The following is an 18,992-nucleotide window of genomic DNA, read 5'->3' on the forward strand; positions in this document are numbered from 1 at the left end:
ATGGCCCTCACCGGACGAACCGCGCTGCTGGCTGCCCTGGGGTCACTCCCCGTAGGCATCCTGGCCCCGAGCTGGACTGGCCTGCTCGCGGTCAACGCCCCGCTGTCTCTAGCAATTCTGTGCGACTACGCGCTGGCCGCGCCAGTAAGAACGCTGCAGTTCACCCGATCCGGCGATACATCAGTTCGACTGGGTGACGCCGCAGAAGTGCAACTCACCGTAACCAACCCTTCGCGTCGCCGCCTCAGGGCCCATCTGCGCGATGCCTGGCCGCCCAGCAGCTGGCCGGCGGGCACCGACCAGGCCGCGTCCCGCCACGAACTGGCCGTGCCCGCAGGTGAACGCCGCCGCCTCGCCACGTTCCTCCGCCCGACCCGACGAGGAGACCGTCAGGCGGAACAGGTGACCGTCCGGTCCTATGGCCCCCTCGGCCTGGCGGCCAGGCAGGGAAACCACCAGGTCCCCTGGACCGTTCGGGTCCTCCCGCCCTTCACCAGCCGCAAGCACCTGCCTTCCCGCTTGGCGAGGCTCCGCGAACTCGATGGACGCACCAGCGTGCTCACTCGCGGCGAGGGCACCGAGTTCGACAGCCTTCGTGCCTACGTGCCCGGTGACGACACCCGCTCCATCGATTGGCGGGCCACTGCCCGCCAATCGGCTGTCGCTGTTCGCACCTGGCGCCCGGAGCGGGACCGCCACATCCTCATCGTGCTGGACACCGGTCGCACATCGGCGGGCCGAGTGGGTGACGTACCCCGTCTCGACGCGGCAATGGACGCCACCCTCCTGCTCACCGCCCTGGCAACGCGTGCCGGCGACCGAGTCAACTTCCTTGCCTACGATCGCCGCGTCCGTGCCCAGGTCCAGGGCAGAACCGCGGCGGGCGACGTTCTGTCGACGATTGTCAGAGCCATGGCACCGCTGGAACCCGAGCTCGTCGAGACGGATGCCCACGGCCTCAGCACGGCTGCACTGGCGAGCGCGCCCCGCCGTTCCCTGATCGTGCTTCTCACCAGCCTGGACGCCGCCCCCATCGAGGACGGCCTGCTCCCGGTCCTTCCGCAGCTCACCAAGCGCCACACGGTGCTGCTGGCCTCGGTCGCCGATCCCAGGATCGAGGCGATGACCAGCGCACGAGGCACAGTGGACGCGATCTACGAGGCCGCGGCCGGCACACAGGCTCAGTCCCAGCGGCACCGCACAGCGGATCAGCTCAAGCGACATGGCGTGGTGGTCGTCGATGCCACCCCGGAGAAACTCGCCCCCGCACTGGCCGATGCCTACCTGGCGCTCAAGGCCGCGGGCCGTCTCTGAACCGACGCACATCGTCCACACCAAGCAGAAAGGAACCACCTGCTGAACGCGCAGGTGAACGCAGAAAAGCCCCGCACCTAAAGGTGCGGGGCTTTCCCGGAATAATTGTTCGGCGGCGTCCTACTCTCCCACAGGGTCCCCCCTGCAGTACCATCGGCGCTGAAAGGCTTAGCTTCCGGGTTCGGAATGTAACCGGGCGTTTCCCTAACGCAATGACCACCGAAACACTATGAAATTTGAACGCTGGCAAAAACACAGCTGTTCGTTATTTCAGAACTAACACAGTGGACGCGAGCAACTGAGGACAAGCCCTCGGCCTATTAGTACCAGTCAGCTCCACCCGTTACCGGGCTTCCACATCTGGCCTATCAACCCAGTCGTCTACTGGGAGCCTTAACCCCTCAAAGGGGGTGGGAATACTCATCTCGAAGCAGGCTTCCCGCTTAGATGCTTTCAGCGGTTATCCTTTCCGAACGTAGCCAACCAGCCATGCCCTTGGCAGGACAACTGGCACACCAGAGGTTCGTCCGTCCCGGTCCTCTCGTACTAGGGACAGCCCTTCTCAATATTCCTACGCGCACAGCGGATAGGGACCGAACTGTCTCACGACGTTCTAAACCCAGCTCGCGTACCGCTTTAATGGGCGAACAGCCCAACCCTTGGGACCGACTCCAGCCCCAGGATGCGACGAGCCGACATCGAGGTGCCAAACCATCCCGTCGATATGGACTCTTGGGGAAGATCAGCCTGTTATCCCCGGGGTACCTTTTATCCGTTGAGCGACAGCGCTTCCACAAGCCACTGCCGGATCACTAGTCCCGACTTTCGTCCCTGCTCGACCCGTCGGTCTCACAGTCAAGCTCCCTTGTGCACTTACACTCAACACCTGATTGCCAACCAGGCTGAGGGAACCTTTGGGCGCCTCCGTTACTCTTTAGGAGGCAACCGCCCCAGTTAAACTACCCATCAGACACTGTCCCTGATCCGGATCACGGACCCAGGTTAGACATCCAGCACGACCAGAGTGGTATTTCAACGACGACTCCACAACCACTGGCGTGGCCGCTTCAAAGTCTCCCACCTATCCTACACAAGCCGAACCGAACACCAATATCAAACTATAGTAAAGGTCCCGGGGTCTTTCCGTCCTGCTGCGCGAAACGAGCATCTTTACTCGTAGTGCAATTTCACCGGGCCTATGGTTGAGACAGTCGAGAAGTCGTTACGCCATTCGTGCAGGTCGGAACTTACCCGACAAGGAATTTCGCTACCTTAGGATGGTTATAGTTACCACCGCCGTTTACTGGCGCTTAAGTTCTCAGCTTCGCACACCCGAAAGTGCACTAACCGGTCCCCTTAACGTTCCAGCACCGGGCAGGCGTCAGTCCGTATACATCGCCTTACGGCTTCGCACGGACCTGTGTTTTTAGTAAACAGTCGCTTCTCGCTGGTCTCTGCGGCCACCCCCAGCTCACCGAGTAAATCGGATCACCAGTGATGGCCCCCCTTCTCCCGAAGTTACGGGGGCATTTTGCCGAGTTCCTTAACCATAGTTCACCCGAACGCCTCGGTATTCTCTACCTGACCACCTGAGTCGGTTTAGGGTACGGGCCGCCATGAAACTCGCTAGAGGCTTTTCTCGACAGCATAGGATCATCCACTTCACCACAATCGGCTCGGCATCAGGTCTCAGCCTTAATGTGTGACGGATTTGCCTATCACACGGCCTACACCCTTACCCCGGGAACTACCACCGCCCGGGTTGGACTACCTTCCTGCGTCACCCCATCGCTTACCTACTACAAGTCTGGTTCATCGGCTCCACCACTACCCTCAACTCCGAAGAGATCGGGCCGGCTTCACGGACTTAGCATCGCCTGATTCAGTACTGGGCGTTTCAAAGCGGGTACCGGAATATCAACCGGTTGTCCATCGACTACGCCTGTCGGCCTCGCCTTAGGTCCCGACTTACCCTGGGCAGATCAGCTTGACCCAGGAACCCTTAGTCAATCGGCGCACACGTTTCTCACGTGTGTATCGCTACTCATGCCTGCATTCTCACTCGTGAACCGTCCACAACTCGCTTCCGCGGCTGCTTCACCCGGCACACGACGCTCCCCTACCCATCCATACTCCCGTTGGGGATATGTGTATGAATGACACGACTTCGGCGGTACGCTTGAGCCCCGCTACATTGTCGGCGCGGAATCACTTGACCAGTGAGCTATTACGCACTCTTTCAAGGGTGGCTGCTTCTAAGCCAACCTCCTGGTTGTCTCTGCGACTCCACATCCTTTCCCACTTAGCGTACGCTTAGGGGCCTTAGTCGATGCTCTGGGCTGTTTCCCTCTCGACCATGGAGCTTATCCCCCACAGTCTCACTGCCGTGCTCTCACTTACCGGCATTCGGAGTTTGGCTAAGGTCAGTAACCCGGTAGGGCCCATCGCCTATCCAGTGCTCTACCTCCGGCAAGAAACACACGACGCTGCACCTAAATGCATTTCGGGGAGAACCAGCTATCACGGAGTTTGATTGGCCTTTCACCCCTAACCACAGGTCATCCCCCAGGTTTTCAACCCTGGTGGGTTCGGTCCTCCACGAAGTCTTACCTCCGCTTCAACCTGCCCATGGCTAGATCACTCCGCTTCGGGTCTAGAGCGTGCAACTCAATCGCCCTATTCGGACTCGCTTTCGCTACGGCTTCCCCACACGGGTTAACCTCGCTACACACCGCTAACTCGCAGGCTCATTCTTCAAAAGGCACGCAGTCACGACTGCATGTGCAAGCACATACAGCGACGCTCCCACGGCTTGTAGGCACACGGTTTCAGGTACTATTTCACTCCGCTCCCGCGGTACTTTTCACCATTCCCTCACGGTACTATCCGCTATCGGTCACCAGGGAATATTTAGGCTTAGCGGGTGGTCCCGCCAGATTCACACGGGATTTCTCGGGCCCCGTGCTACTTGGGTGTCTCTTAAACGAGCCGTTGATGTTTCAGCTACGGGGGTCTTACCCTCTACGCCGGACCTTTCGCATGTCCTTCGCCTACACCAACGGTTTCTGACTCGTCTCACAGTCGGCAGACTATGAAAAAGAGATCCCACAACCCCGCATGCGCAACCCCTGCCGGGTATCACACGCATACGGTTTGGCCTCATCCAGTTTCGCTCGCCACTACTCCCGGAATCACGGTTGTTTTCTCTTCCTGCGGGTACTGAGATGTTTCACTTCCCCGCGTTCCCTCCACACTGCCTATGTGTTCAGCAGTGGGTGACAGCCCATGACGACTGCCGGGTTTCCCCATTCGGAAACCCCCGGATCAAAGCTTGGTTGACAGCTCCCCGGGGACTATCGTGGCCTCCCACGTCCTTCATCGGTTCCTGGTGCCAAGGCATCCACCGTGCGCCCTTAAAAACTTGGCCACAGATGCTCGCGTCCACTGTGCAGTTCTCAAACAACGACCAGCCACCCATCACCCCACCCTTACAGGCGAGTTCACTGGGGCCGGCAGCAGAAGGCGACCTTACGGCCGTACCTTCAGATACCCAACAGCGTGCCCGACCCGACCGATCCATTTCTTCTTTCCACGCCGAAGCAGTACTCGAAGAAACAACCTGTCGTGCCGAATAGTCAACGTTCCACCCATGAGCAACCACCGTCGAACATTTGCCGACGAAATGGTCTCTGGATTCCCCGAAGAGAATCTAGATGCTCCTTAGAAAGGAGGTGATCCAGCCGCACCTTCCGGTACGGCTACCTTGTTACGACTTCGTCCCAATCGCCAGTCCCACCTTCGACAGCTCCCTCCCACAAGGGGTTGGGCCACCGGCTTCGGGTGTTACCGACTTTCGTGACGTGACGGGCGGTGTGTACAAGGCCCGGGAACGTATTCACCGCAGCAATGCTGATCTGCGATTACTAGCAACTCCGACTTCATGGGGTCGAGTTGCAGACCCCAATCCGAACTGAGACCGGCTTTTTGAGATTCGCTCCGCCTCGCGGCATCGCAGCTCATTGTACCGGCCATTGTAGCACGTGTGCAGCCCAAGACATAAGGGGCATGATGACTTGACGTCGTCCCCACCTTCCTCCGAGTTGACCCCGGCAGTCTCCTGTGAGTCCCCATCACCCCGAAGGGCATGCTGGCAACACAGAACAAGGGTTGCGCTCGTTGCGGGACTTAACCCAACATCTCACGACACGAGCTGACGACAGCCATGCACCACCTGTATACCGACCACAAGGGGGGCACCATCTCTGATGCTTTCCGGTATATGTCAAGCCTTGGTAAGGTTCTTCGCGTTGCGTCGAATTAAGCCACATGCTCCGCTGCTTGTGCGGGCCCCCGTCAATTCCTTTGAGTTTTAGCCTTGCGGCCGTACTCCCCAGGCGGGGAACTTAATGCGTTAGCTGCGGCACCGACGACGTGGAATGTCGCCAACACCTAGTTCCCAACGTTTACGGCGTGGACTACCAGGGTATCTAATCCTGTTCGCTCCCCACGCTTTCGCTCCTCAGCGTCAGTAATGGCCCAGAGATCCGCCTTCGCCACCGGTGTTCCTCCTGATATCTGCGCATTTCACCGCTACACCAGGAATTCCGATCTCCCCTACCACACTCTAGCTAGCCCGTATCGAATGCAGACTCGGGGTTAAGCCCCGAGCTTTCACATCCGACGTGACAAGCCGCCTACGAGCTCTTTACGCCCAATAATTCCGGACAACGCTTGCGCCCTACGTATTACCGCGGCTGCTGGCACGTAGTTAGCCGGCGCTTCTTCTGCAGGTACCGTCACTTTCGCTTCTTCCCTGCTGAAAGAGGTTTACAACCCGAAGGCCGTCATCCCTCACGCGGCGTCGCTGCATCAGGCTTTCGCCCATTGTGCAATATTCCCCACTGCTGCCTCCCGTAGGAGTCTGGGCCGTGTCTCAGTCCCAGTGTGGCCGGTCGCCCTCTCAGGCCGGCTACCCGTCGTCGCCTTGGTAGGCCATTACCCCACCAACAAGCTGATAGGCCGCGGGCTCATCCTTCACCGCCGGAGCTTTTAACCCCGTCCCATGCGGGACAGAGTGTTATCCGGTATTAGACCCCGTTTCCAGGGCTTGTCCCAGAGTGAAGGGCAGATTGCCCACGTGTTACTCACCCGTTCGCCACTAATCCACCCCGAAGGGCTTCATCGTTCGACTTGCATGTGTTAAGCACGCCGCCAGCGTTCGTCCTGAGCCAGGATCAAACTCTCCGTGAATGTTTTCCCGTAATCGGGACGACACCACGAGAGCGGAACGACCGAGTCGGAATATGACCGGTCGTTCACTGCGTCCTCGCTAGTGTTGCCTGCCCGGACCGTTAAGGCCGAACAGGACTTTTCAAAGGAACCACCAACCTGCCGAAGCAGGCCGGGGTATCAACATATCTGGCGTTGACTTTTGGCACGCTGTTGAGTTCTCAAGGAACGGACGCTTCCTTCGGTCCCGTTTCACCGGGGCCCTCCGGGCGCTTCCCTTCGTTCTTGCGTTTCCGACTCTATCAGACTCTTTCGTGTCCGATTCCCGGTCGAAGCGGGTTTCGCTTTCCAGTTCTTCGCTTTCGCGTTTCCCTTTCCGGCGAGTCCAACCTTACCAGATTCATTTCCGTTCCGTTTCCGGTCCGAATTTGATTCCAGCGGCCAGCTGGGGGCCTTTGCCTTTCGGCTGATCCGACTTTATCAGAAATGTTTCGGCCGATTGAACGGGCCGGATGATTTCAAAATAAGAGAATCGATGGCTCTGCGGGAATCTTGCAGCTCCCGGTACGAGCAAGATGAACTCTAACCGTTAAACCCGCACTTGTCCAGTCCGGGGCAACTTTTAGAATCTACCTCCCCACGCAGACCGTGTCAACAGTTTTTGTGGGCGAAGAGGAGACTAGCAGGTCAGCGGGGTCGGTTGCACATCGGTCCTCAGGCCGCGGAGGGCAGTTCGGCGCTGCGTTCCTGGGCATCGAGGTCGCCGGTGTTCCCGGCGCGGGCCGCTCGGCCTCCGAGGATGTAGACGTACGCGAGAAATGCCAGCTCAGCCGCGATGCCGATGGAGATGCGGGCCCAGGTCGGCAGGCCGGAAGGGGTTACGAAGCCCTCGATGAGTCCCGAGATGAACAGCACCAGGGCCAGTCCGATTGCCATACCGATCGCGGCGCGGCCCTGCTGGGCCAGAGCGGAGCGCCGCGTGTGCGGGCCGGGGTCGATGACGGTCCAGCCGAGCCGTAGGCCCGTACCGGCTGCCACGAACACCGCGGTCAGTTCGAGCAGACCGTGCGGGAGGACGAGGCCCAGGAAGGTGTCCAGGCGGCCGGCCGAGGACATCAGGCCGATGCCCACGGCGAGATTGAGGACGTTGACAAAGAGGATGTAGATGACCGGTACGCAGAGGAAGGCACCGAGGACCAGGCACATGGCCGCCGCCTGTGCGTTGTTCGTCCAGACCTGGGCGGCGAAGGATGCCGCCGGGTGGCTGGAGTAGTACGTCTCGTACTCCCCGCCGGGTTGGGTGAGCCGGCGCAGGTCGTCCGGGGCCGCGATCGCCGACTGGACTTCGGGGTGCGTGCCGATCCACCAGCCGATGAGTGCGGCGAGCAGCGTGGAGAGTACGGCGGTGGGGACCCACCAGTGCCGGGAGCGGTAGACGGCTGCGGGAAAGCCGGCGGTCAGGAATTGGGCGGCGTCGCGCCAGGAAGCCTTGCGGGTTCCGGTGACCGTGGAGCGGGCCCGGGCCACCAGCTGTGTGAGGCGGGCGGTGAGTACGGGGTCCGGGGCGCTCGACTGGATCAGGGACAGGTGGGTCGCCGTGCGCTGGTAGAGCGCGACGAGTTCATCCGCCTCGGCACCGGTGAGCTGCCTTCCACGGTGCAGGAGGTGGTCCAGGCGGTCCCACTCGGTGCGGTGGGCGGTTATGAAGACGTCGAGATCCATGGTCGGCTGCTGCTCCAGGCATGGGTGCGTACGGGTCCGTACTACTGCGGCGCGTTGCGGGTCAGCTTGGCAGACTGAGGTTCCGAGGGGCAGGGAAGGTCGGCGAAGGGTGGGGGCGGCGATGAACGAGCTGGTGACCGGTGACGCGGTCGTGTTGGGGTTGCGGCCGGCGAGGCTGCCGAGCCGGGCGTTGGCGATTGCGATCGACCTCGCGGTGGTTCTCTTTGTATTCGTACTGATCTCCATCGGCCTTGCCATAGCGACGGTGTCGCTCGACGAGGCGGCGAAGGCGGCGATCGCGGTCGCGACCTTCCTCCTTGTGCTGGTGGGCGGGCCCATCGCGGTGGAGACACTGAGCCACGGGCGTTCGCTGGGGAAGCTGGCCTGCGGGCTGCGCGTGGTGCGTGACGACGGGGGGCCGATCCGGTTCCGGCACGCGCTCGTGCGGGGCGCGATGGGGATCGTCGAGATTCTGATGACGTTCGGCGTCGTGGCCTGCGTTTCGTCGCTGGTGTCGGCGCGCGGGCGGCGGCTCGGCGACGTCTTCGCGGGAACGCTCGTCATACGCGAGCGGGTGCCGGCCGGGCGGGCCCTCGCCGTGCCGCCTCCGCCGCCGTGGCTGGTGGGACGGTTCGCGCAGCTGGACCTGTCGTCGGTTCCCGACGAGCTCTGGCTGGCGATTCGGCAGTATTTGACGCGTATGCACCAACTCGATGCCGGGGTGGGCTGGTCGGTGGCGCAGCGGCTGGCCGGCGACCTGGCCGTGCGGACCGGGGCTCCCGTGCCGCAGGGGGTTCCCGCGGCGGCCTATCTGGCCGCGGTGGTGAACGAGCGGCAGGCGCGGGATGTGCGGCGGGCCTTCGCGCCTGGCGTTGCCGGGGCGGCCGGAGGGGCGGCGACTCCTGCGGTGCAGCCGGTGGTGTCCGCGCCCGTTCCGGTTGCCGGTGGTGTTCCCGCGACGCCTGAGGTGGGAGTTCCGGTGGTGAAGCCTGAGGGGGCTCCTTCGACCGGGTTCGCTCCGCCTGCCTAGTTCGGCGCGGGTGAGGGCGGGGATTCGAGGTGCTCCAGCTCGATGCCAGGAGCCGAGAGGACCACGTCGCCGGCGAGGTGAACCGTGTGCCTGTCGCCCGTGTCCAGGGCGCTGACCTGGTATTCGTCCACGATCAGGGGGCCGTTGTCAGTGGCATGGGCTTCACTGTTCACCAGGGCCCAGGACTGATCGACAGTGCGGGGGGCGAGGACCGGATCCGTGAAGGTGACCAGGCGGACCCGGGTCTCGGGGGAATCGGGGGTGAGGCGCAGGAGTCGTGCGGTGGCGACGAGGAACGCGGGGGACGTGCCGGAGAAGGCGTGGGCGCGGACGTTGCCTTCGGTCGCGTGTGTTCCGGTCGGGTCGGTCCGGACCCAGGTGACGCCTTCCAGGGCGGCACCGCGGATCTGCCAGCTCCTGGCATGGAGCTCCAGACGGATGGGGCGGCCGAGTTCGTCGAGGGTGAGGTCGACGGAGCCGAGGTGGTCCCCCGACGGGGCCGTGGTCTGGGAGACGTAGCGCCAGCCGGAGGGGCCGGGGGCGCAGTGGAAGTGTTCTTCGCCGAGGGGGGTGTGGTCGTGGAGATCGTGGAGCGAATATCGGCCGCGGGGCATGGGGTCCTTCGGGTTCCTCGGGCTGTGCGGGTGCGATACGGGGCAGGCCCCCGGCACGGGGGTGCGGGGGCCTGCGCTCGTAGCTGCTGCTGAGGCTGTTTCCCTCCGTCGGCGCCGGGTGGTGACGACCGGGCGCCGACGGGTGGATCAGTAGCGGTAGAGGTCGGACTTGTACGGGCCGTCGACCTCGACGCCGATGTACGCGGCCTGCTCGGGGCGCAGGGTCGTGAGCTTCACGCCGAGTGCGTCCAGGTGGAGGCGGGCGACCTTCTCGTCGAGGTGCTTGGGCAGCACGTAGACGTCGGTCGGGTACTCCCCGGGCTTCGTGAACAGCTCGATCTGGGCCAGGGTCTGGTCCGCGAACGAGTTGGACATGACGAACGAGGGGTGGCCGGTGGCGTTGCCCAGGTTCAGCAGACGGCCCTCGGAGAGCACGATCAGGACCTTGCCGTCGGGGAACGTCCAGGTGTGGACCTGCGGCTTGACCTCGTCCTTGACGATGCCGTCGATCTTCGCGAGGCCGGCCATGTCGATCTCGTTGTCGAAGTGGCCGATGTTCCCGACGATCGCCTGGTGCTTCATCTTGGCCATGTCCGCGGCCATGATGATGTCCTTGTTGCCCGTCGTGGTGATGAAGATGTCGGCCTGGCCGACGACGTCGTCGAGCGTGGCGACCTGGTAGCCGTCCATCGCCGCCTGAAGGGCACAGATCGGGTCGATCTCGGTGATGATCACGCGGGCGCCCTGGCCGCGCAGGGACTCCGCGCAGCCCTTGCCCACGTCGCCGTAGCCGCAGACGACGGCGGTCTTGCCGCCGATCAGGACGTCGGTGGCGCGGTTGATGCCGTCGATCAGCGAGTGGCGGCAGCCGTACTTGTTGTCGAACTTCGACTTGGTGACGGCGTCGTTGACGTTGATCGCCGGGAAAAGGAGGGTGCCGTCGCGGTGCATCTCGTACAGACGGTGGACACCGGTCGTGGTCTCCTCGGTGACGCCGCGGATCTCGGACGCCAGCTGGGTCCACTTCTGCGGGGCCTCACCGAGGGTGCGGTTCAGCAGCGTGAGGATGTGCGCGTACTCCTCGCTGTCCGCCGTCGCCGGGTCGGGAGCCTCGCCCGCCTTCTCGAACTCGACGCCCTTGTGCACGAGGAGGGTGGCGTCGCCACCGTCGTCGAGGATCATGTTCGGGCCGCCGGTGGGGGTGTTCGGCCAGGTCAGAGCCTGCTCCGTGCACCACCAGTACTCCTCCAGCGTCTCGCCCTTCCAGGCGAAGACCGGGACGCCGGCGGGGGCGTCCGGGGTGCCGGTCGGGCCGACGGCGATGGCCGCTGCCGCGTGGTCCTGGGTGGAGAAGATGTTGCAGGAGGCCCAGCGGACCTCGGCGCCGAGGGCGACCAGGGTCTCGATGAGGACGGCCGTCTGCACCGTCATGTGCAGCGAACCGGTGATCCGGGCGCCTGCCAGCGGCTGCGTGGCGGCGTACTCCTTGCGGATCGACATCAGGCCGGGCATCTCGTGCTCGGCGAGGGTGATCTCCTTGCGCCCGAAGGTGGCAAGGGAAAGGTCGGCGACCTTGAAGTCCTGGCGATTGGCGACCGTCGTCATAACGGGCTGCTCCTCGTGAAGCGTCGAGGGTGGGCTTGGGCTGGCTCTGCGGCGGCGGGCACACGAATGCCCGGGGAGTCCGCAGTGCAGTCCGTCGGAGGCCCTCTCTCCCTCGGCCGGCCCGCAGTGCGGACCGATCGACCGCCATCAGCAGCGACGTCTGTTACTCCATAAGAATCTACACCGAACGGCCCGGTGAGCCCCAGCCCGTCCAGGGGCTCAGGCGATCACCGGGCCGTCCGGGGAAGCGGTCCGTGGCTCGTCGGCAGCGCGTCGGCGGCCGGTCAGCCCCTGCTCAGTGGCCGGATTCCGTCGGGTCCGGGGCGCCGGGGGTCTTCCCCGGGTTGGCGCCCTTCGCGGCGGCTGCCTCGTTGTAGATGTCGGGCTCCAGGTAGATGACCCGGGCGATCGGGACGGCTTCGCGGATGCGGGACTCGGCGGCGTTGATGGCGTGGGCGACCTCGGTGGCGTTCTCGTCGTGCTCGACCGCGATCTTGGCTGCCACCAGGAGTTCTTCCGGGCCCAGGTGGAGGGTCCGCATGTGGATGATGCGGGTGACGGTCTTGCCGTCGACGACCGCCGCCTTGATCTTCTCGACGTCCTCGATCCCCGCGGACTCACCGAGCAGGAGGGACTTCGTCTCCAGGGCGAGCACGATCGCGATGGCGATCAGCAGGATGCCGATGCAGAGGGTGCCGATGCCGTCCCAGACGCCGTCGCCGGTGCCGAGGGCCAGGCCCACGCCGCCGAGGGCCAGGAAAAGGCCGACGAGTGCGCCGAGGTCCTCCAGGAGGACGACGGGGAGCTCGGGGGCCTTCGAGTGGCGGACGAACTCCGTCCAGGAGCGGTCACCGCGGGTGAGGTTGGACTCCTGGATGGCCGTACGGAAGGAGAAGCTCTCGGCGATGATCGCGAAGACCAGCACGCCGACCGGCCAGTACCAGGCCTCGATCGGGTGCGGGTGCTTGATCTTCTCGTAGCCCTCGTAGATCGCGAACATGCCACCGACCGAGAACAGCACGATGGAGACCAGGAAGGCGTAGATGTAGCGCTCGCGCCCGTAGCCGAAGGGATGCTCGGGCGTGGCTGCGCGCTTGGCCCTCTTACCGCCGAGGAGCAGGAGGCCCTGGTTCCCCGAGTCGGCGAGCGAGTGGACGCTTTCCGCGAGCATCGACGACGAGCCACTGAAGACGAACGCCACGAATTTGGCGACTGCGATCGCGAGGTTGGCGGCTAGTGCCGCCACGATCGCCTTGGTTCCGCCTGACGCGCTCATGGGTGCCTGGTGTCCCTTCCTCGGTGCTGCGGCACGGCGCCGCGGTACGGCCGGACATTGTTGCAGCCGCCTGGTGCGGACGGTACGTCAAGCCACCACGGTTGCCCGGAAGAGCGTTCCCGTACGGGAGACTTCGACCTTTTCGTCCGCGGGGACGAAGACCGATTCGCCGGCCGCGAGTTCGAGGTCGCCGACGCGGGGAGCGCCGGAGGTGCAGAGCAGGATCTGCGGGGTCGCCGCCGTCAGGTCGACGGGGTCCGCACCGGGAGACAGGTCGTAGCGCGACAGCCTGAACTCGTCGACCGGGGTCTCGTACGGCTCTTCGCCGGACGGCGCCGCCTCGGGGCGCAGGACGCCCGGCTCGGTCGCCTCGAAGCGGACGATGCGCAGGAGTTCGGGGACGTCGATGTGCTTGGGGGTGAGTCCGCAGCGCAGCACGTTGTCCGAGTTGGCCATGATCTCGACGCCGAGGCCGCCGAGGTAGGCGTGCGGAACGCCGGCGCCGAGGAACAGCGCCTCGCCGGGCTGCAGTTGTACGTAGTTCAGGAGCATGGCCGCGATGACGCCGGGGTCGCCGGGGAAGTGGTGGGCGATCTGGGCGTACGGGGCGTGGGCGCCGCCGAGGCGTTCGGCGGCGGCTGCCGCCTCGGCGACCGTGGCCGCCATCTCGCCGGGTTCGGCGCCGAGGATCGCCGTCAGTACCTCGCGCAGCGCCGCCTCCTCGGGCTTCGCGCGCAGGAGGTCCACGTACGGCTTCAGGGAGTCGACGCCGAGTGCCTCCATCGCGTCGGCGGCCTCGGCGGGCCTGCGGAATCCGCAGAGTCCGTCGAAGGGGGTGAGCGCGCAGATCAGTTCGGGCTTGTGGTTGGCGTCCTTGTACGTGCGGTGGGGGGCGTCGATCGGCACTCCCCTGCTCTCCTCGTCCGCGTACCCCTGCCTGGCCTGGTCGAGGTCGGGGTGGACCTGGAGGGAGAGCGGTGCGCCGGCGGCCAGGAGCTTCAGGAGGAAGGGGAGGCGGGGACCGAACTTGGTGACGGCCGCCTGGCCGAGTTCGCGGGCCGGGTCGGCCGCGATGACCTCGGTGAGGGGTTGCTCGGTGCCGGAGCGGGTGACCCTGGACGGCGCTCCCGGATGGGCGCCCATCCACATCTCGGCCTGCGGCTCGCCGGTGGGGGCGATACCGAGCAGCTCGGGGATGGCCGTGGTGGAGCCCCAGGCGTAGGGGCGCACGGTGTTGGACAGCCGGTCCATGGAGTTCGTCCTCGTGGGAAGCGTGGGCGTGAAGGGGTGAGGGTTACGGGGGGGTACGGGTGCGGGGCTCCGGAGTCAGTGATTCCGGGAGGCCAGGGCCACGTAGACGGCGGCGAAGTCGGTGATCGCGAGGAGTTCGGCGAGGGTTTCGAGGTCGCCGCCCTCCTCCGGTTCGAGTTCGCTGATCGCCGTGTCGTGGCTCAGTGCGAGCTCGCGGGCGGCGGCGGCGGCGCTCAGGCCACCGGTGGGGCGGCCCCTGAGCAGGACGACGCGGGCGTGCAACGCCTCCGGTTCGTCGACGCGGTCCCTGAAGAAGTCGTCGGGATCGGCTCCTGCGGCGAAGGCCCCGGCCAGCAGCCGGCCGTGCGAGGGCAGTGCCTCGGGGAGTTCGGCGGCGAGGGCCGGGCGGCCCGCGAGGTCGGTCAGCACGGCGGCGAACCGGCGTCCGACCGGGCCTGCGGCGCCGCTCTCCGTCCAGATGAGCGGCAGGCTGTCGGCGAGTTCGGCGGCGAGGGTCTTGGCCGGGTTGCTGTACGTCGCGATGGCGGGGCCGCAGCGTTCGGCGGTGTGGTCCAGGCGGTCGGCGACGCCCTGGAGCACCTCGGCGGGCGCGTCCACAAGACCCAGCCGGTCGAGCAGCGCGAGCAGCGGGGTGAGCAGCGCCCAGAGGGTGCCGGGGCCGGCCGCCTCGGTCTCCGCGTCGTACTCGCCGTGCGGGGCCGCCGCCATCGGTACGACGAGGCCGTGGATGCCGTCGACGGCCTCGCGGAGCGGGGAGCTGGTGGGGGCGACCGCGACGACCGTGCAGCCTCGGCGGTACGCCTGGTCGACCAACTGGGCGAGGCCCGGTTCGGAGCCGTCCGCCGTGGCGACGAGGAGGAGGTCCACGGAGCCGGCCCAGCCGGGGAGCGCCCAGCGCATGGCGCCTGCGGCGGGGGCGACGCCGGTGGGGTGAATGCGGATGACGGGGGCCGCGGCGCCCGCGAGTGCGCCGATCAGGTCGGCGACCGCGGCGGCGGCGGCGCCGGGGCCCGCGACGAGGACGGCGCGGGGCCGGCCTTCCGGGGCCAGGGAGCCGATGCCTGCCTCGGCGGCGTGCCGGGCGGCGGTACGGACCCGGGCACCGGCCTCGGCGGCGCCGCGCAGCAGGCCGCGGCGGTCGGCGCGGGCCAGGGCTTCCGGGGCGTCGAGCAATGACTCGTCGAGCATGGCGGTGGGCCTCCGATCACCGTACGGGGTGCGGGGTGCGGGTACGGATACGGGTGTGCGGGCGGTGGTCGTCGCCGACCCGGTCGCGCTGTGCCCCCGTGCCTCCGTGCTCGCGGGTCGCGCTGTTACGCGGGGCGGCGGGCTTCGTCGACGAGGAGCACCGGGATGCCGTCGCGTACCGGGTAGGCCAGACCGCAGTCCGTACCGGTGCAGACGAGCTCCGGGCTCTCGGCTGCCGACCGGTCGTCGAGCGGAGAGTGGCAGGCCGGGCAGGCGAGGATCTCCAGGAGGCCGGCTTCGAGCGGCATGGGGTGGGTCCCTTCGGGCGTTCGAACAGCGGTTCGCGGGTCGCGGTCCCGGGGTGCGGGGCGCGTGGATCAGGCGACGTCAGCCTACCGCCGGGGTGGCTGGGGCGCGGCCGGGGCGGGGCGGAGGAAGGGGTGGGGTTGCCCGTGGCGGCCCCGTCCCCCGACCGCCTCTTCCCGAAACCGGGCTCCACCCTGGACCCGCCCCTCGAATGCCGGAGGAACGGGGGATGAACGTGCGTCGTCAGGCGCGGATCAGGGCCAGGACCTCGTCGCGTACGGCCGTCAGCGTCCGCTCGTCCCGGGCCTCCACGTTCAGGCGCAGCAGGGGCTCCGTGTTGGAGGCCCTGACGTTGAACCACCAGTCCCCGGACGTCGCCGTGAGGCCGTCCAGTTCGTCGAAGGTGACGTCGTCGCGGTCGCCGTACGCCGCCTTGATCGCGGCCAGCCGGCCGGCCTGGTCCTCGACGGTGGAGTTGATCTCTCCGGAGCCCGTGTAGCGGTCGTACTGGGCGAGGAGTTCCGAGAGCGGGGACTCCTGGCCGCCGAGGGCCGCCAGGACGTGGAGGGCGGCCAGCATGCCCGTGTCCGCGTTCCAGAAGTCCCGGAAGTAGTAGTGCGCGGAGTGCTCGCCGCCGAAGATCGCGCCGTGTTCGGCCATCTCCGCCTTGATGAAGGAGTGGCCCACGCGGGTACGGACGGGGGTTCCGCCGTTCTCGCGGATCACTTCGGGGACCGACCAGGAGGTGATCAGGTTGTGGATGACCGTGCCCTTGCCCCCGTTGCGGGCGAGCTCGCGCGCGGCGACCAGGGCCGTGATCGCGGACGGGGAGACGCCCGCGCCGCGCTCGTCGACGACGAAGCAGCGGTCCGCGTCGCCGTCGAAGGCGAGGCCGAGGTCGGCGCCCTCGGCCAGTACGCGGGCCTGGAGGTCGACGATGTTCTTCGGGTCGAGGGGGTTGGCCTCGTGGTTCGGGAAGGTGCCGTCCAGTTCGAAGTACATGGGGACGAGGTCCACCGGGAGGCCCGCGAAGACGGTGGGGACGGTGTGGCCGCCCATGCCGTTGCCGGCGTCCACGACGACCTTCAGGGGGCGGATCGCGGACAGGTCGACCAGGCCGAGCAGGTGCGCGGCGTAGTCGGTGAGGGTGTCGCGCTCGGTGACCGTGCCCGGGGTGGTGCCGGCGGCCGGGCGGGGGGCGCCGTTCGTGGACCAGTCCTCGACCAGGGTGCGGATCTCGGTCAGGCCGGTGTCCTGGCCGACCGGGGCGGCGCCCGCCCGGCACATCTTGATGCCGTTGTACCGGGCCGGATTGTGCGAGGCCGTGAACATCGCGCCCGGCAGGTCCAGTGCCCCCGAGGCGTAGTACAGCTGGTCCGTCGAGCAGAGGCCGATCAGGGTGACGTCGGCTCCGCGCGCCGCCGCGCCGCGGGCGAAGGCCGCGGCCAGGCCCGGCGAGGAGGGCCGCATGTCGTGGCCGATCACGATCGCTTCGGCGTCGGTGACCTGGACGAAGGCGGCGCCGAACAGTTCGGACAACGACTCGTCCCACTGGTCGGGCACCACTCCGCGCACGTCGTACGCCTTCACGAGCTGCGACAGATCAGCAACCACGGCCGGTCCTCCTGGGGTCTTTGCGGAGCGCCCAAACTACCCGGCCGGGGGCGAAGGCCCCGGTGGGGCGTCCGTCAGGGGAGCATCCAGCCCAGTACGGCCGTGCTCTGCGCCATCACCACGAGGCACATCACCAGGAGCAGGCCGAGGCTCCACGGGAGGACCTTGCGCAGCAGATCGCCTTCGCGTCCGGCCAGTCCGACCGCCGCGCAGGCGATGGTCAGGTTCTGCGGGGAGATCATCTTGCCCAGCACTCCCCCGGAGCTGTTGGCGGCGGCGAGCAGTTCCGGCGAGAGGCCGGACTCGCGTGCGGCCGACACCTGGAGCGCGCCGAAGAGGGCGTTGGCGGAGGTGTCGGAGCCGGAGACGGCCACCCCGAACCAGCCGAGGACCGGCGAGAGGAAGGCGAGCCCGGCGCCTGCCGCGGCCACGAACTGGCCGATGGTGGCGGCTTGTCCGGAGAGGTTCATGACGTAGGCGAGGGCGAGCACGGAGGTGACGGTGAGGATCGCGTACCGGAGTTCGTGGACCGTGGCCGTCCACTCGCGCAGTGCGTCGCGGGCCCGGACGCCGAGGACGACGGCGGCGACGAGGCCCGCGAGGAGGACGAGGGTGCCTCCGGTGGCGACGACCGGGAGGGTGAAGAGGTTGGCGCCGACGGGCTTGCCGGTGGGGCCGACGACGTTCAGGTACGGCCAGTCGAAGACGCGGGTCGCCTCGGCGAGCAGCCGCTTGACGGGCGGGATCTGGGCGACGGAGAAGATCACCACGATGAGGGCGTACGGGGCGTAGGCGCGCAGGACTTCGCGGCGCGGGTCCTCGTGGTCCAGGTCCTCGCTCCGTACGCCGGTCAGTACCGACGTGCGGACGCGCTCCGCGGCGGGCTTGCGCGCGCCCGGCACAGCGACCAGCGCGCCGGCGCCCACCAGCGCGGCGGCGATGTCCGCGAGTTGCGCGGAGACGTAGTTGGAGGCCGCGAACTGGGCGACGGCGAAGGCCACTCCGCAGACGAGCGCGGGCACCCAGGTCTCGCGGAGGCCGCGGACGCCGTCCACCAGGCCGACCAGGACGAGTGGCACGACGAGGGCGAGCAGCGGTGTCTGGCGGCCGACGACGGCGGCGACGTCGTCCAGCGGCAGGCCGGTGACCTGCGCGAGGGTCACGACGGGGGTGCCCATCGCGCCGAAGGCGACGGGTGCGGTGTTGGCGACGAGCGCGACGACGGCGGCCTTCACCGGGTCGAAGCCGAGGGCCACGAGCATCACCGCGCAGATGGCGACGGGTGCGCCGAAGCCGGCCAGCGCCTCCAGGAGCGCGCCGAAGCAGAAGGCGATGACGAGCGCCTGGATGCGGGGGTCGTCGGAGAGGCGCCCGAAGGAGCGGCGCAGGATGTCGAAGTGCTGGGTGCGGACGGTCATCCGGTAGACCCAGAGGGCGTTGACGACGATCCACATGATGGGGAAGAGCCCGAAGAGGACGCCCTGTGCTCCGGCGGAGAGGGTCTGGCCGAGCGGCATTCCGTACGCGAGCCAGCCGACGAGCACGGCGACCGTGAGGCCGACGAGTCCGGCCAGATGGGCCTTGAGCCGGACCGCCCCGAGCAGGACCAGGACGGTGACCAGGGGCAATGCGGCGACGGCGGCGGACAGGGCGAGCGAACCGGCTACGGGTTCGAGTTGCTGGACGAACACACAGACCTCCCCGGATTCCGTGATGCGGAAGCGATCTCCCACGGGTGAGGGAATGGCCATGTCCACGACAAGACTCGGTCAATGGCCCGTACAGGAAAATTTCCGGAACGGGGAGATCGAGGGGGGCGGGC

11 protein-coding genes and 3 rRNA genes are annotated in these 18,992 nt (G+C 66.6%); 2 read left to right on the plus strand and 12 right to left on the minus strand.

Annotated elements, in window-relative coordinates; all coding sequences use genetic code 11:
- Positions 1-1,314: a DUF58 domain-containing protein gene (locus OG230_RS13825; protein ID WP_328910498.1), complete on the plus strand. Its 1,314-nt coding sequence runs from the start codon at positions 1-3 to the stop codon at positions 1,312-1,314.
- 107 nt (positions 1,315-1,421) lie between these two features.
- Here the strand turns inward: OG230_RS13825 and rrf are convergent.
- The 4 genes from rrf to OG230_RS13845 form a co-directional block, all read right to left on the minus strand.
- Positions 1,422-1,538, minus strand: a 5S ribosomal RNA gene (gene rrf / locus OG230_RS13830).
- A gap of 76 nt (positions 1,539-1,614) precedes the next feature.
- Positions 1,615-4,741 (minus strand): 23S ribosomal RNA (locus OG230_RS13835).
- Positions 4,742-5,038: 297 nt separating this feature from the next.
- Positions 5,039-6,564 (minus strand): 16S ribosomal RNA (locus OG230_RS13840).
- The 16S, 23S and 5S rRNA genes sit together here, the layout of an rRNA operon.
- 693 nt (positions 6,565-7,257) lie before the next feature.
- Complete coding sequence (locus OG230_RS13845; protein WP_328910499.1) at positions 7,258-8,265, minus strand: stage II sporulation protein M; 1,008 nt, start codon at positions 8,263-8,265, stop codon at positions 7,258-7,260.
- 121 nt (positions 8,266-8,386) lie between these two features.
- Here OG230_RS13845 and OG230_RS13850 point away from each other — a divergent pair, with 121 nt between their 5' ends.
- Positions 8,387-9,295, plus strand: a complete 909-nt coding sequence (locus tag OG230_RS13850) for an RDD family protein (RefSeq protein ID WP_328910500.1) — start codon at positions 8,387-8,389, stop codon at positions 9,293-9,295.
- Here the strand turns inward: OG230_RS13850 and OG230_RS13855 are convergent.
- The 8 genes from OG230_RS13855 to OG230_RS13890 all read right to left on the minus strand — a co-directional run bounded on the left by OG230_RS13855 (position 9,292) and on the right by OG230_RS13890 (position 18,861).
- Complete coding sequence (locus OG230_RS13855; protein WP_328910501.1) at positions 9,292-9,909, minus strand: hypothetical protein; 618 nt, start codon at positions 9,907-9,909, stop codon at positions 9,292-9,294. The genes OG230_RS13850 and OG230_RS13855 overlap by 4 nt on opposite strands.
- A gap of 147 nt (positions 9,910-10,056) precedes the next feature.
- The gene (gene ahcY, locus OG230_RS13860; protein ID WP_328910502.1) at positions 10,057-11,514 is read right to left on the minus strand and encodes an adenosylhomocysteinase; all 1,458 of its coding nucleotides are present in this window, start codon (positions 11,512-11,514) and stop codon (positions 10,057-10,059) included.
- 295 nt (positions 11,515-11,809) lie between these two features.
- The gene (locus OG230_RS13865; RefSeq protein WP_328910503.1) at positions 11,810-12,790 is read right to left on the minus strand and encodes a cation diffusion facilitator family transporter; all 981 of its coding nucleotides are present in this window, start codon (positions 12,788-12,790) and stop codon (positions 11,810-11,812) included.
- An 87-nt stretch (positions 12,791-12,877) separates the two neighbouring features.
- Positions 12,878-14,041, minus strand: coding sequence for a mannose-6-phosphate isomerase, class I (manA, locus tag OG230_RS13870; protein WP_328910504.1), 1,164 nt, complete (start codon positions 14,039-14,041; stop codon positions 12,878-12,880).
- A gap of 75 nt (positions 14,042-14,116) precedes the next feature.
- Positions 14,117-15,250: an SIS domain-containing protein gene (locus OG230_RS13875; protein WP_328910505.1), complete on the minus strand. Its 1,134-nt coding sequence runs from the start codon at positions 15,248-15,250 to the stop codon at positions 14,117-14,119.
- 125 nt (positions 15,251-15,375) lie between these two features.
- Positions 15,376-15,558 carry a Trm112 family protein gene (locus tag OG230_RS13880; RefSeq protein ID WP_277326520.1) on the minus strand — a complete coding sequence of 61 codons (183 nt, stop codon included), beginning with the start codon at positions 15,556-15,558 and terminating at the stop codon, positions 15,376-15,378.
- A gap of 241 nt (positions 15,559-15,799) precedes the next feature.
- Positions 15,800-17,170: a phosphomannomutase/phosphoglucomutase gene (locus tag OG230_RS13885; protein ID WP_328910506.1), complete on the minus strand. Its 1,371-nt coding sequence runs from the start codon at positions 17,168-17,170 to the stop codon at positions 15,800-15,802.
- 74 nt (positions 17,171-17,244) lie between these two features.
- Positions 17,245-18,861 carry an L-lactate permease gene (locus OG230_RS13890; protein ID WP_328910507.1) on the minus strand — a complete coding sequence of 539 codons (1,617 nt, stop codon included), beginning with the start codon at positions 18,859-18,861 and terminating at the stop codon, positions 17,245-17,247.
- Positions 18,862-18,992 lie beyond the last annotated feature (131 nt).

The sequence above is a fragment of the Streptomyces sp. NBC_00234 genome (assembly GCF_036195325.1).
GTDB lineage: Bacteria > Actinomycetota > Actinomycetes > Streptomycetales > Streptomycetaceae > Streptomyces.

What these genes read in the sequence shown, in the direction of transcription:
- OG230_RS13825 (WP_328910498.1), top strand. Translation starts at nt 1, where the DNA reads ATGGCCCTCACCGGACGAACCGCGCTGCTGGCTGCCCTGGGGTCACTC.
- OG230_RS13845 (WP_328910499.1), bottom strand. Translation starts at nt 8,265, where the DNA reads ATGGATCTCGACGTCTTCATAACCGCCCACCGCACCGAGTGGGACCGC.
- OG230_RS13850 (WP_328910500.1), top strand. Translation starts at nt 8,387, where the DNA reads ATGAACGAGCTGGTGACCGGTGACGCGGTCGTGTTGGGGTTGCGGCCG.
- OG230_RS13855 (WP_328910501.1), bottom strand. Translation starts at nt 9,909, where the DNA reads ATGCCCCGCGGCCGATATTCGCTCCACGATCTCCACGACCACACCCCC.
- ahcY (WP_328910502.1), bottom strand. Translation starts at nt 11,514, where the DNA reads ATGACGACGGTCGCCAATCGCCAGGACTTCAAGGTCGCCGACCTTTCC.
- OG230_RS13865 (WP_328910503.1), bottom strand. Translation starts at nt 12,790, where the DNA reads ATGAGCGCGTCAGGCGGAACCAAGGCGATCGTGGCGGCACTAGCCGCC.
- manA (WP_328910504.1), bottom strand. Translation starts at nt 14,041, where the DNA reads ATGGACCGGCTGTCCAACACCGTGCGCCCCTACGCCTGGGGCTCCACC.
- OG230_RS13875 (WP_328910505.1), bottom strand. Translation starts at nt 15,250, where the DNA reads ATGCTCGACGAGTCATTGCTCGACGCCCCGGAAGCCCTGGCCCGCGCC.
- OG230_RS13880 (WP_277326520.1), bottom strand. Translation starts at nt 15,558, where the DNA reads ATGCCGCTCGAAGCCGGCCTCCTGGAGATCCTCGCCTGCCCGGCCTGC.